The organism is Phenylobacterium sp. (assembly GCF_030680185.1).
GTDB lineage: Bacteria > Pseudomonadota > Alphaproteobacteria > Caulobacterales > Caulobacteraceae > Phenylobacterium.
The window spans coordinates 1-12,710 of the sequence record NZ_JAUXVZ010000031.1 but is presented as its reverse complement, the minus strand read 5'-3'; the positions used below and the strand labels follow the sequence as shown (position 1 = coordinate 12,710).

Genomic DNA, 12,710 nt, shown 5'->3' with positions numbered 1-12,710 from the left:
TCGAAGGCGTAGTTGTCAGCCAGATAGCTCGCGACCGTGTCGCGCAGCATCGACTGTTCGTCTGTGAAGCTGAAGTCCATGGAGAAATCTCCTTATCAGAGCCCCTCCCCCTTGCGGGGAGGGGTTGGGGCGCTGCGGCCGGTGGGGAATAACCGCCCTCGTCCTTCGAGGCCCCTTCGGGGCGCCTCAGGATGAGGGCGGCCTGACCCGCCTGCTCCACCTCATCCTGAGGTGCGAGCGAAGCGAGCCTCGAAGGAGCTGCGCCGGTTGCGCTTCAGAGACCCAGGACCATCTTGGCGATGATGTTGCGCTGGATCTCGTTGGAGCCGCCGTAGATCGAGGTCTTGCGGCCGTTGAAGTATTCGCCCGCCACGCCCTGAGCATAGTCGGGGCCGATGTTGGCGTTGTGGCCGAGGTCGCGGAGGAAGGGCGCGCCGTAGTGGCCGGCGGCCTCCAGCGCCAGTTCCTGCAGGCGCTGCTGGATCTCGGTACCCTTGATCTTGAGGATCGAGGATTCCGGACCCGGTCCCTTGCCGCTGGACTCGCCGGCCAGGGTGCGAAGTTCGGTGAACTCCAGCGCCGTGAGGTCGATTTCCAGCTCGGCCAGCTTGCGCTTGAAGAAGGTGTCCGAGAGCAGCGGGCCGCCCAGATCGCTCTGCTCGGTCCCGGCCATTTCCCGCAGGCGCTCCAAGCCGCGCTTCGAGCGGGCCACGCCGGCGATGCCCGAACGTTCGTGAGCCAGCAGGGCCTTGGCGCAGGTCCAGCCCTGGTTTTCGTGGAAGATGCGGTTCTCCACCGGCACCTTCACATTGTCGAGGAAGACGTCGTTGACCTCGTGGCCACCCTCGAGGGTGATGATCGGGCGAACCTCGATGCCGGGGCTCTTCATGTCGATCAGCAGGAAGCTGATGCCGGCCTGCGGCTTCACGTCCGGGTCAGTCTTCACCAGGAAGAAGCCCCAGTCGGCGAACTGGCCAAGGGTGGTCCAGGTCTTCTGGCCGTTGACGATGTAGTACTCCTTGCCGTCGTCGCCCTTCACCCGCTCGGCGCGGGTCTTCAGGGAGGCGAGATCGGAGCCGGCGCCGGGCTCGGAATAGCCCTGGCACCACCAGACTTCGCCATTGTAGATGCCGGGCAGGAACTGCTTCTTCTGCTCTTCGGTGCCGAAGGTGTAGATCACCGGGGCCAGCATGCTGACGCCGAACGGCAGCACCGCGATGGTGTCGGCGCGGGCCTGTTCTTCGGACCAGATGTACTTCTGGGTCGGGGTCCAGTCGGTGCCGCCGAACTCCTTGGGCCACGAGGGCGCGACCCAGCCCTTCTTGGCCAGCACCTTGTGCCAGGCCAGATAGTCGTCCTTGCCCAGCGGCTCGCCGCTGTCCTGCTTGGCGCGCAGGTCCTTGGGATAATTCTCAGCGATGAAGGCGCGGACCTCTTCGCGGAAGGCGGCGTCTTCGGGGGAAAAATCGAGGTTCATGGGGCGCTCCGTGGCTGCTCCTGGGCGTGCGGGACGTCGAGCCCGCTCAGGCGCGGACAATAGGCCGCCCGGCCCCAAGAGAAAAGATGACGCTAACGTCAACGTAAGAGGATTTCGGTCGCTGACTTGGCGCGCCGGCATCTTGCCTGGACCGCCAAGGGCGCGCAGAACACCGCCCGAATGGCCCGCATCCTCACCTACAATGTCCACCGCTGCGTCGGGACCGACCGTCGCCTCGACGTCGGCCGGATCGCCGATGTCATAGCCGCGCTTGAGCCCGACATCGTGGCGCTGCAGGAGCTGGACGTCGGGCGCATGCGCACCAATGGCGTCGATCAGGCCCACGAGATCGCCCGGCGCCTGGAGATGGCCTTCCACTTCCACCCGGCGATGAAGGTCGAGGAGGAGCTCTATGGCGACGCCATCCTGACGCGGCATCCCGAGCGGAAGATCAAGTCCGCCGCCCTGCCCGGCCATGCGCGGGTTTCGCAGCTGGAGCCCCGCGGCGCCCTGTGGGTCGCGGTGAATCTCGACGGACGCGAGGTGCAGGTGTTCAACACCCACCTCGGACTGGTTCCTCGGGAGCAGCAGAACCAGGCCGCGGCCCTCGTAGGCCCTGGCTGGCTGGGCCATCCTGACCGGCAGGGGCCGACCATCCTGCTCGGCGATTTCAATGTGACGTCGGCCTCGTCAGTCTACCGGACCCTCAGCGGCGCCCTGCGGCCGGCGCGGAAACACGCGGCGAAACACTCGCCCTCGGCGGGCTTCCCCTCCGTCATGCCGGTCCTGCGGATCGATCACCTGTTCGTCAGCGAGCATGTGCGGGTGCTGGACGTCTTTGCGCCTTACGACCGCATCACCCGGGTCGCCTCAGATCACCTGCCCCTGGTGATGGACTTCGAGCTGATCTGAGCCGCCGCCCCGGGCCGGCCCTCGGCGACCAGCCGGCTGAGGCGTCGCGAGGCCTCATAGAGGCGGTCTCGCCTGCGGAAGATGCGCCAGGAGTCTTCGACATCGGCCGGATCGCCGATGTGAAAGGCCGCGATCAGATCGCCCAGCGCGCCCATCTCCTGGGACTTGAGCTTGCGCAGGCGGCCTTCGCGGTTCAGGGCGGTGATGGCGCCGCCCAGACTGCCGTGCTCCTCCCGAGCCTTGGCCACGGCGTCGCCGGTATAGCCCATGAAATGCCCGATTAGCCGATTGCGAAGGGCCGCTATGCTGCGCCGGTTCAGGTCGCCATCGGCCTCTACGGCCAGTTCGCACTCGGTGTCGAAACCGCCCGAGCGGTTGTTCAGATTGGCCGAGCCGACGCGGGCCAGACGGTCGTCCACCACCGTGACCTTCGAATGGACGATGATCTCCTGCCCTGAGGGGGTCACAGGCCAATAGGCGTGGAAGCGACCGAAGATATCAGCCGCGTTCAGCCGCCACAGCATGTTGGACCGGGCCCGATCCATGGTCAGCTGGTCGAACCAGCTGGGGCTGCGGGCCGTGGAGATCAGCACCACTTCTGGCCCATCCGGCTCCAGCAGCCGCGCGGCCAGGGCCTCGGCATAGATGGGCGAGGTAAAGTACTGGTTCTCCAGATAGATCACGTCCTTGGCCTGGGCGATCGAGGCCAGGGTCAGCCGCCGGATCTCGTCGGTCATCGCCTCGCCCTTCCAGGCGGGCACCGTCCGAGCGATGCCGACGTCCAGGTCCAGCATGTGGGCCGGCACGCGCTGGGGCCAGGGATCACTGGTGGTCGGCGCGGCCTTGGGCACCACCTCGTCGGCCGAACGGCGCCAGCGCATGCGGAACAGGTCGCCCATCGCCTCGGCCGCCGCGCCGTCGACCATCATCATCACCTCGTGGCGGGGGGCGTGACATTCCTGGTCGGGCATGATGCGGCGCTGGTCGCCATCGAGATGGCCGGCGGTGTCCCAGCGGTCCACGCAGATGTCGCCGCCGCCGCAGATGGCCACGGCGTCATCGACCACCAGGACCTTCTGATGATGGCAGGCGCCCAGGGGCACCGACTCGTCGAGGCGCAACTGAACGGTCGTGTCGTGAAACCAGCGCTTGGCCCGGTGCGGGAAGAAGTTCTGGCTGGCGCTGATCGGCAGGGCCGATTTCCAGATTAGCAGGCGGATATCGAGGTCCGGTCGCCGCCTGGCCAGCTCCACCAAGACCCGGCCCACCTCATCAGGATCATTGGGGCCATCGAACCCGTCGGGCGACAGCCGCGTGCGGGGATCAAACCCCCAGCCGAGCAGATAGATGGACCGCTGCGCCTTCGGCAGGATCTCGGCGAGCGCGTTGAAGTAGGCCTCGGTGTCGACGAGGAAGGCCGCTCGCCCCGCATGCTCGCGCCGCCAGCAGGTTTCTCCCGGGGTCAGAATGCTCATCGCCTCCGGCTCATTTTCCGTCAGGCTCACTGACACGGCCAAGCTCACTGGCGCAAGAAGGCGCCCGCTCACGCCTTTGTTCCCACCGGCGGCCGAACAAAAAAGCGGGCGCGCCTCGTGGGGAGAGGCGCGCCCGAAGGTCAGGCGACAGCTTGGAAGTCCAGAATGTTCAGTCGGCGGACGGCGCGGCGGCCCGGGCGGCCTCCACACTCTGCTCGCCGCCCAGCCACACCTGGCAAGGGCCGCTGACTTCCTGGCGGATTTCGAACCGGAGCTTCTCATCGCTGGAGCGCGCCTGACGGTTGGCGCGGCTGCGCTCGCTCTTGGCCTGCTCCAGCACCCGGGATGTGCGGCCATAGGCCTGGTCGCGAAGCATGTTGTCGATGGCGGCGGTGTCCAGGCCAGCCGTCTCGGCCTTGGCCAGGGCCCGGCAGCGGGTCGCCTCCAGGAACTCGTTATCCTTGAGCTCGACAGCGGCGGCCGAACCGGCGGTGGCGAGCGCGGCGGCGGAAAGAACAATGGCGGCGAAGTTCATGGCGTTTCTCCCTCGAAATCAATGATCATAAATTGAGATGTTTGGAGACAAACCTCAAATGAACTCTTGGAAAGAATGACGGAATTGAGATTACAATAGATTCATTCATGTTCATTACTTGAAGTTCATGAAGCGTCGGTTTTCGTATCGGGCATGCCATCGCCTCTGGCCGCCTCCTTCACGACCCTTTAAATCGGGGGCATGATCACCCCTCCCGCTCCCATCAAGACGCCCTGCATCAAGGTCTGCGTGATCGATGGCCAGAGCGCGCTCTGCCTTGGCTGCTACCGGACCCTGGCCGAGGTGGCCGGCTGGGCGCGGCTGTCGTCCGATGAGCGCGAGGCGATCATGGCCGAGCTGCCCTCGCGCCGGGACCGCATCGCCCCGGAAAAGCTCGGCCTCATCTGAGCCGCCCCAATCTGGGCGATCAGTCCGGCTGATTCACCGGATGCAAACCTGCTGGCCCCTAGTCTCCCCGCACAACAAGGCCGCAAACGGCCGCTATGCCTTTGGTGAGGCGGGACTCGAAATGTTCAAATTTGCCATGCTGACGCTTGTGGCGGCCGTCTCGGCCGTCGGCGCGGCCCAGACGGTGGTGGCTCTGGATCCGGCCCGGGGCGCCTCGGCCCTGGTGGCGACCCTGCGTGACGCGCCCGCCCCGTCTCTGCGACCGGCCGAAACCGCCGCTATCGCCAAGGCGAGCGACGGCCACTATTGGGCGCAAGGCGAGGTCAACGGCGCCAGCGTGCGCTTCCTGGTGGACACCGGCGCCAGCGCCGTGGCTCTGACGCCCGCCGACGCCCAGCGCCTGGGCTTCGACCCCGCCGATCTGGATTACCGGCAGAAGGTGATCACCGCCTCGGGCGAGACCCGGGCGGCCGTCATCCGCCTGGACGCCGTCTCGGTGGCCGGCGCCCGGGTGACCGACGTGGAAGCCCTGGTGATCGAGAAGGGGTTGGACAGCTCCCTGCTGGGGATGAGCTATCTTGGCCGCCTGTCCCGCTTCGAGGCCACGCAGACCTCGCTGATCCTGCGTCCATGACCGACGTGGTCCTGCGCCCGATGACGCCGCAGGACCTGGACGACGTCCTGGCCCTCCAGGCCCAGGGCTATCCCGCCGCCCTTCACGATTCAGCCGACGCCTTCCTGAGCCGCATGGCCCTGGCGCCAGGGCTCAACCTTGTCGCACGCCAGGGCGACTATCTCCGCGGCTATCTGGTCAGCCACCCCTGGCGCGCAGGGTCCCCGCCGCCGGTGGATGCGGTTCTGCCGGCGAGCGCGCCGCAGGACTGCTGGTACGTCCACGACCTGTCGGTCGCCGAAGCGGCTCGCGGGCTGGGCCTGGCGCGCCGGCTGTTGATCGCCGGGCGCGACGCGGCGTCAGACCTTGGCCTGAGCCGCGCCGAGCTGATCGCCGTGGAGGGCGCCGCGCCCTTCTGGCGCCGACAAGGCTGGAGCCTGCCGGCCATCATCTCCCCGGACCTCGCCGCCAAGGTGGCCGGCTATGGCCCGTCGGCGGTGTTCATGACCTGCGAGAACCTCAGCCTCATTGGCGCGCCGCCCCGCGGGTAAGAGCCACGGGGCCGGCGCTCCGGAGACCGATCTCTCGGCAAGGCGCGGGCGCCCTAGAACCGCTTCCGGAAGCCCAGCTTGTAGGTCCGTCCGTAGGGGTTGCCGATGAACGGGTCATAGCTGAGCTCGAGCCGCGCCGCAGACGGATCGCGATCGAAGACGTTGAAGGCCGAGGCCGTCATCACCACGCCCCACGGCAGCTCGGTCTGGTAGGTCAGATCGAGGGTGTAGAAGTCATCGACCTTCTGCCCGAAGGTCACAGGCCGCAGCGCGCCGGTCGTGTCCTGCACGCTGATCGGCGCGCGATTATCCACGGCCCCATCGACGAAGGTGAGGTCAGCCCGGAGGTTGTGCGGGCCGCGGCCGTACTCGGCGTAGGCGTTGGCCCGCCAGTCCGAGATGGTGCCCGGCAGGCGGTCATAGTTGGTGAATCCCTTGGCGTCGTAGGCCCCATTGACCAGCACGCCGTTGAATTCAAACGCCTCGAACTTGTACTCCAGATAGTAGCTGGCCGAGACGCCGGCCCGCGCCCGGCCACCCCAGACATCGTTGGCCGTGAAGTCCATCTGGACGTCGACGCCCGAGACATTGATCTCCGGCCCGTTCGTGGTCGGCGACAGAACCCGGGCGATGTCGTTGCCCACGGTCACGCCCTGAGCGCAGGCGTTGTTGTTGTTGAAGGTGATGAGATCTCGCAGGGGGCTCGCGCAATTGACCAGCTGCGTGCCGTTGCCCACGCCGGCCACCGCCGTGGCCACGACATTGGCCGGCACCGAGGTGATCTGGTCCTCGATCTTGAAGCTCCAGTAGTCGACGATGGCGCGGAAGCCGCCCTGCTCGAAGATGGCGCCGACATTGTAGGTCAGCGCCTTTTCAGGCCCGATGGCTGGGTCGCCCGGCAGATCCACGGACTTGAAGTTGTTGCCTGCCGCGATGATCCCGGACAGGCCGGTCACCTGATTGGCCGAACGATTGACCGGGGTCGGGCCGCGGAATGTGGTCCCCACCGAGCCGCGCAGGGCGAAGCTGTCGGTAAGCTGCCACTTCAGGGCCAGCTTGGGGTTGGTAGTCGAGCCGGTCTCACCGCCATAGTCCTCGAAACGGATCGCCAGTTGCGCATTGAGCGCGTCGGTAATGGGCAGGCTGGCCTCGGCGAAGACGGCGTAGATCGTGTCATCCAGCTGCGAAGGCCGGCTCTGGCCGAGGAAGATATAGGGGCCGGTGGCGAAGGCGCAGGTGGTCACACCGACCACGGGACAGGGGGTGACCCGGGCGTCCTGGAACGGACTGTTCAGGGTCGTCTGCAGCTCGTTGCGCCGGTACTGCGCGCCCACCGCCCAGCCGATCCGCCCGCCGGGCAGCTCAAAATCCCCCAGGTCGCCGTTCAGGACGGCGTCGATAACCAGCAGGCTCTGGCGGTTTTCGGTCTGCTGGGTGTCGAACAGCCAGGCGACCAGGTCCGGGTCGTTGGCGTTGGCCGACACATAGCCCGGATTGGTCAGACCGAGGGCCGGATTGCTGGCGTAGCCGTTGGAGAAGGGGTTCAGGTACTGGCAGCCGTTCTGGCCTGGGGTCGAGCCCGTGCAGCCATTGCCCCCCAGCCCGTTCAGCGCTCTCTGAAGCCGGTCGATCAGAATGTCGGTGGTGTTCTGGTTGCTGGTGGCCTGGGAGTAGGTGATCGCCGTGTCCCATCCGACGCCGAAGTCGAACTCGCCGGAAAAGCCGCCCGAGACGCGGTAGATTTCATAGGCCCGACTGCCCACCTGGCCGCCGAAGTCTTCGGCCGGATTGCCGCCAGAACCCAGGGCGCGCCACAGGGTCAGGGAGACGTTGTTGGTCGCGGCGATCTGGGCCGGCGACAGCCCCGCCTGCTGCAGCCCGGTCAGGACGCCAGGGTTGCTGACTGGCGCCGTGAACACCCCCACGCTGCCGGGACCGTTGGGCCCTGATGTGGGCGGATAGGACGGCGAGAACAGGATGTTGGGAATGTCGGTCTTGGCGTAGTGCGCCTCGGCATGGAACCGCAGGTTGTCGGCCAGGTCGACATTGAACTCGCCATAGATCTGATAGCGGTTCTCGTCCTCGATCACGTTGTCGAACGGCACATAGGTGAAAAAGCAGGCTGGCGTCGTGCCAGAGAAACCGGCGTAGCCACCAAGCGGCGTGCAGTTGGCGTCCCGCTGCACGCCGGCGGTCGGCGTGGCGCCGTTGCGCGGCAGGAAGGAGCCGGGCTGTCCCAGAACCGAATAGCCCGACGGATTGACCAGATAGTCCTGGTTCGCCCAATCCCGTTCGGTGGACCGCAGTTCAGAGCGATGCTGATATCCAGCGCTGAGCAGGATATTGGACCGCTCTCCCACCCAGCCATAGACCAGGCTGGCGGTGTAGTCGCCGTCAGAGCCATCGACGAACCGATAGTCGGCGCTGGCCTCAAGTCCGCTGAAATTCCGGCGGGTTATGAAATTGACCACGCCCCCGATGGCGTCGGAGCCGTAGGTCGCCGCCGCCCCGTCCTTCAGCACCTCCACCCTGCCGATGGCCGCCACCGGCAGCAGGTTCGTGTCCACCCCGCCAGAGCCCGCCCCGGGGGAGGCGGTGGTGCGGCGGCCGTTCAACAGCACCAGGGTGCGCAGCGAACCGATGCCTCGGAGGTTGACCGTGCCGGCCCCGACCTGGCCCTGGGCCGTGGTGGAGAACTGGTTGGAGTCGCCCAGCACAGGCCCGCTGACGGGCAACGACTTGATCAGATCCACCGTCGTCGGCGAGCCCCGCCGCGCCAGTTCCTCGCTGCTGACCACATCGACCGGCAGGGCCGCGTCTTCGGGCGTCCCGCGGATGAATGAGCCGGTGACGACAACTTCTTCGACGACGGTGGAGTCCTGAGCGGCGGCCGCGCCGCCAAGGCCGAGCACGAGAAGACCAGCCAAGGCTGAGCCGCCGCGCAGAGATGCACGTGTCATAGCTTCCTCCCAAGCCGCCCTGGTTTTTATGGTGGGCGGTCAAATATCTTTGATCTTGGAACGATGATCTATGAATTGAGTCAGCGCAATCAGAAGTCGCATTCGGCGGTCGGCGCGCCCAGAGGTCTGTCGGCTTGTCCCGCCTCAGGCGGCGTCGCGCGCCTCGCGGGCCTGGGTGACTGCGGCCAGGGCGGCGTCCACCACCTCGAGGCCCGCGCCGGGCTTGACCCCCTCCACCGTCAGGATGCGCCGCCAGGCCCGCGCGCCGGGGCGGCCGTGGAACAGGCCCAGCATGTGGCGGCTCATGGCGGCGAGCGGCGTCCCGTCAGCCAGGCGGGCGGCGAGATAGGGGCGGTAGAGCTCCACAGCGGCGGCGGAATCGATCACTTCACCCTCGCCGAACACCTCGGCGTCCGCCGCGCCCAGGATTTCCGGCGTGTGATAGGCTGCCCGGCCCAGCATCACCCCGTCCACCTGCGCCAGATGAGCCTTGGCCGCGGCCAGGTCCGGCACGCCGCCGTTCAGCACGATGGTCAGGTCGGGCCGCTCGCGCTTCAACCGATAGACCAGGTTATAGTCCAGCGGCGGTACGTCCCGGTTTTCCTTGGGCGAGAGGCCCTTCAGCCAGGCCTTGCGGGCATGGACCACGAAGGTGCGCACGCCAGCCTGGGCGCAGAGGTCCACCAGGGTGAACAGACTTTCCTCCGGGTCCTGGTCGTCGACCCCGATCCGGCACTTGACGGTCGCCGGCACATCCACGGCCGCGCCGATGGCGGCCATGCACTCGGCCACCAGGACAGGCTCGCGCATCAGGCAGGCGCCAAACCGCCCGCTCTGCACCCGGTCGGAGGGACAGCCGACATTGAGATTGATCTCGTCATAGCCGAGGTCGGCGCCGATCCTGGCCGCCGCCGCCAGATCGGTGGGATCAGACCCGCCCAACTGCAGGGCCACCGGATGCTCGCCCGCGTCATAGCCCAGCAGCCGCTCGCGATCCCCGTGCAGCACCGCGCCCGTGGTCACCATCTCGGTATAGAGCAGCGCCTGCTTCGACAGCACCCGATGCAGGCTCCGGCAATGCCGGTCCGTCCAGTCCATCATAGGTGCGACGGACAGGCGGTGGGAGTGTAAGGGGGGTGCTAGGATCAAGGGCTCGGTGGGATAGGTTGGGTGAGGGGACAAGGTCGAGCGCCCTATACATCGGAAGCGCCCATCGTTCGACCGCAGGCCGCAGCGGCTGGGCGTAGCATGTGAGAAGCATAAGCTTCACTCATCAGAGCCGTCCCACCCCGGGCCGTGGAAGGACCGTGAGGGCAAATCAAAACGGCCGAATCCGGCACTGATAACGTTATCAGCACCCTAGGCGCGGAGAGGGCTTTGGAGGTTTAGATGGTGAAAAACGGCAACGGGTGCTATTTTTCCCAATCAGCCCTGCGCGGGCAAGCGATCAAACACAAAGAGCGTTTGCTCGTGCCATGATTTTTGGCTCCCGTCAAGATGAGCGGTGTTGACACGCTGGCAACGCTATCCACCTACATTCGTTGTGAGTTGACGGTACCGTCATATGGACGACCGTGCCCCTGAACGGAAAGGAGACGACGATGGCAGTGATTTCGAGCACGTTTGGCAGCGTCACCCTGACCGACGAGGATGCAAAGAAATTTAAGCGTCAGGTCACCTACGGAAAGCCCAAGGCTAGCGCAAAAGAAAGCGTCACTCGGGGGGTCAAGCTCGCCGGTGACTTTCGACAGGGCAATCGCGAATTGACCTTCAAGGCACCGGCTAAGGCCCGATAAAAACTGTGGCTGAGGGCGCGGGCGAATTTCGGCTGCGCCCTTTGTCTACCGAGGATAATTTCAAGTCATTAAAGAGTGGAAGCGAAGCCTTCGCCCCTCTTAAACAGTTTGCGAAGACGAGAGCTCATAAGTACGAGCAAGCAAACCTTGCGCGCACTTACATCATCCGTGACGAAGAAAATATGCGTGTCGCTGCCTTCGTGACCCTCGTGTGCAGCGAGGTCGTCTCGAAGGAAGCATTGCTCAACGGCGAAAGCGATCCAATCTTCCCGTATGAGCACTATCCAGCAGTTAAAATTGCCCGCTTGTTGGTAGACGAGCGCTATCGAGGCGAAAATCGGCGCGGCTTCGGCAGGATACTGGTGGATTTTGCATTAGGCATTGCGCGGACGGAAATTTGCCCGGCGATTGGATGCAGGTTTGTCGTAGTCGATTCTAAGAAAGAGTCGGTCAAATTTTACGAGCGGTGCGGCTTCACCGTCGTTGACACGCCGACTAACAGAAACCGTGCAGAGCCAATAATGTTCATCGATCTGCACAAGGCGGCGACGATCTAAGACTTTTCGTCTGAGGCCTCGTTTTGCGGGCCAGCTCCTTCTAACCTTCAGGCTCTAACGGTCCCGCGGCGGCCAGCTGCTGCACGGTGCGCATCTACTGTTACTGATGCATGCTAATTGGGGGACTAGAAAAGCCGCTAACTGGCGACTAGCGCCTACCGCCCGCCACCGCCCTTAACGCTCGCAGCCCCTCCGGCGCCAGCAGGCCCGCGCCGGCCAGGGCCAGCATGGGGGCGGCGTAGCAGGCGGCGCAGTGGGCCAGCGGCCCTTCGCCGCAGATGGCGCCGTAGAGCGCCTCGGTCGAACGGGCGTGCAGCCAGGCGTATTCGGCGCTGAGCGCAGCGGCGATCCAGGCTGTCAGGCCTGCGATGAGCCGGCTTTCCCGGTCGGCCAGGGGGTGAGCGCGCATGATCGGACTCCTCTTTGGCCCTTGATTGCTCAGGCCTGGGCCTGCGGGCCTTGAGATGGATCAAGGCTGTGCGAGGCGCCTGACGGCAGAGGTGGCGAACGTCATTCGCACCGAGTCGCTGGGGATCATGAACACATCAATCGCCGGGCAGGATCGGGCGCCGCTCGATGCGCTCCTGCTCTACGCCTTCACCGGGCTCGCCGCCCTGGGGGCGATATTTGCGACGGCCTTCTCCGACGATCGCCTGTTCCGCTTCCACGGCTATCTGCTGATCGGCGCCTTCGTGCTGGCCTTCGGGGTCCTGACGGTCGCCCTGAATTCGGGCCGTCTGCGCAGTTCAGAGGCCCACTATTCCGACGGGGTGATCCGGGCGGGCGTCATCGCCACCATGTTCTGGGCCGTGGTCGGCCTGCTGGTGGGGGTGGTGATCGCCGCCCAGCTGACCTGGCCCAACCTCTTGTATTTCCCCGAGCACGGCTGGCTGAACTTCGGGCGGCTGCGGCCTCTGCACACCTCGGGCGTGATCTTCGCCTTCGGCGGCAACGCCCTGATCGCCACCTCCTTCTATGTGGTGCAGCGGACCTCCAAGGCGCGGCTGGCCGGCGGAGCCTGGCCCTGGTTCGTGTTCTGGGGCTACCAGCTGTTCATCGTGCTGGCGGCCACCGGCTACCTCGCCGGCATCACCCAGAGCCGGGAATACGCCGAGCCTGAATGGTACATCGACCTGTGGCTGACCGTGGTCTGGGTCGCCTATCTGCTGGTCTTCCTGGGCACGCTCTGGAAGCGCAAAGAGCCGCACATCTATGTGGCCAACTGGTTCTACCTGGCCTTCATCGTCACCATCGCCCTGCTGCATGTGATCAACAACCTGGCCATGCCGGTCGGGGCTCTGCATCACCGCAGCTATTCCCTGTTCGCCGGCGTCCAGGACGCCCTGACCCAGTGGTGGTACGGCCACAACGCCGTCGGCTTCTTCCTGACCGCCGGCTTCCTGGGGATGATGTACTATTTCGTGCC

Annotated in this window: 13 protein-coding genes; 7 read left to right on the top strand and 6 right to left on the bottom strand. The window is 65.7% G+C overall.

Going from position 1 to position 12,710, the window contains the following annotated elements; translation table 11 throughout:
- Positions 1-274: 274 nt before the first annotated feature.
- Entirely contained in the window at positions 275-1,477 is a 1,203-nt protein-coding gene (locus Q8L83_RS06910) for an acyl-CoA dehydrogenase family protein (protein WP_305285592.1), read from the bottom strand.
- Between the two features lie 126 nt (positions 1,478-1,603).
- Between Q8L83_RS06910 and Q8L83_RS06905 the strand changes: the two genes are divergently transcribed.
- Positions 1,604-2,389, top strand: a complete 786-nt coding sequence (locus tag Q8L83_RS06905; protein ID WP_370868362.1) for an endonuclease/exonuclease/phosphatase family protein — start codon at positions 1,604-1,606, stop codon at positions 2,387-2,389.
- Here Q8L83_RS06905 and Q8L83_RS06900 read toward each other — a convergent pair.
- Both Q8L83_RS06900 and Q8L83_RS06895 read right to left on the bottom strand, forming a co-directional pair.
- Entirely contained in the window at positions 2,353-3,864 is a 1,512-nt protein-coding gene (locus Q8L83_RS06900; protein WP_305285591.1) for a phospholipase D-like domain-containing protein, read from the bottom strand. The genes Q8L83_RS06905 and Q8L83_RS06900 overlap by 37 nt on opposite strands.
- Positions 3,865-4,033: 169 nt before the next feature.
- Positions 4,034-4,399: a hypothetical protein gene (locus tag Q8L83_RS06895; RefSeq protein WP_305285590.1), complete on the bottom strand. Its 366-nt coding sequence runs from the start codon at positions 4,397-4,399 to the stop codon at positions 4,034-4,036.
- Positions 4,400-4,600: 201 nt separating this feature from the next.
- Between Q8L83_RS06895 and Q8L83_RS06890 the strand changes: the two genes are divergently transcribed.
- The 3 genes from Q8L83_RS06890 to Q8L83_RS06880 all read left to right on the top strand — a co-directional run bounded on the left by Q8L83_RS06890 (position 4,601) and on the right by Q8L83_RS06880 (position 5,971).
- Positions 4,601-4,807 (top strand): DUF1289 domain-containing protein, encoded by a 207-nt coding sequence (locus Q8L83_RS06890; protein WP_305285589.1) that lies wholly within the window; start codon positions 4,601-4,603, stop codon positions 4,805-4,807.
- A 121-nt stretch (positions 4,808-4,928) separates the two neighbouring features.
- Positions 4,929-5,441: a TIGR02281 family clan AA aspartic protease gene (locus Q8L83_RS06885; RefSeq protein ID WP_305285588.1), complete on the top strand. Its 513-nt coding sequence runs from the start codon at positions 4,929-4,931 to the stop codon at positions 5,439-5,441.
- The gene (locus Q8L83_RS06880; protein ID WP_305285587.1) at positions 5,438-5,971 is read left to right on the top strand and encodes a GNAT family N-acetyltransferase; all 534 of its coding nucleotides are present in this window, start codon (positions 5,438-5,440) and stop codon (positions 5,969-5,971) included. Before Q8L83_RS06885 ends, Q8L83_RS06880 begins: the two co-directional genes overlap by 4 nt.
- 53 nt (positions 5,972-6,024) lie before the next feature.
- On the opposite strand, the gene Q8L83_RS06875 is transcribed toward Q8L83_RS06880, so the two are convergent.
- Both Q8L83_RS06875 and dusA read right to left on the bottom strand, forming a co-directional pair.
- Positions 6,025-8,931 (bottom strand): TonB-dependent receptor domain-containing protein, encoded by a 2,907-nt coding sequence (locus tag Q8L83_RS06875; protein WP_305285586.1) that lies wholly within the window; start codon positions 8,929-8,931, stop codon positions 6,025-6,027.
- A 144-nt stretch (positions 8,932-9,075) separates the two neighbouring features.
- Positions 9,076-10,080 (bottom strand): tRNA dihydrouridine(20/20a) synthase DusA, encoded by a 1,005-nt coding sequence (gene dusA / locus Q8L83_RS06870; RefSeq protein ID WP_305285585.1) that lies wholly within the window; start codon positions 10,078-10,080, stop codon positions 9,076-9,078.
- Positions 10,081-10,532: 452 nt separating this feature from the next.
- On the opposite strand from dusA, the gene Q8L83_RS06865 reads away from it, so the two are divergent.
- Positions 10,533-10,727: a hypothetical protein gene (locus Q8L83_RS06865; protein ID WP_305285584.1), complete on the top strand. Its 195-nt coding sequence runs from the start codon at positions 10,533-10,535 to the stop codon at positions 10,725-10,727.
- Between the two features lie 5 nt (positions 10,728-10,732).
- Entirely contained in the window at positions 10,733-11,284 is a 552-nt protein-coding gene (locus tag Q8L83_RS06860) for a GNAT family N-acetyltransferase (RefSeq protein ID WP_305285583.1), read from the top strand.
- A 148-nt stretch (positions 11,285-11,432) separates the two neighbouring features.
- On the opposite strand, the gene Q8L83_RS06855 is transcribed toward Q8L83_RS06860, so the two are convergent.
- A complete protein-coding gene (locus tag Q8L83_RS06855) occupies positions 11,433-11,693 on the bottom strand; it encodes a hypothetical protein (protein ID WP_305285582.1) in 261 nt (86 codons plus the stop codon).
- A gap of 127 nt (positions 11,694-11,820) precedes the next feature.
- Between Q8L83_RS06855 and Q8L83_RS06850 the strand changes: the two genes are divergently transcribed.
- Positions 11,821-12,710, top strand: an 890-nt coding sequence (locus Q8L83_RS06850; protein ID WP_305285581.1) for a cbb3-type cytochrome c oxidase subunit I, incomplete at its 3' end; no start/stop codon positions are given.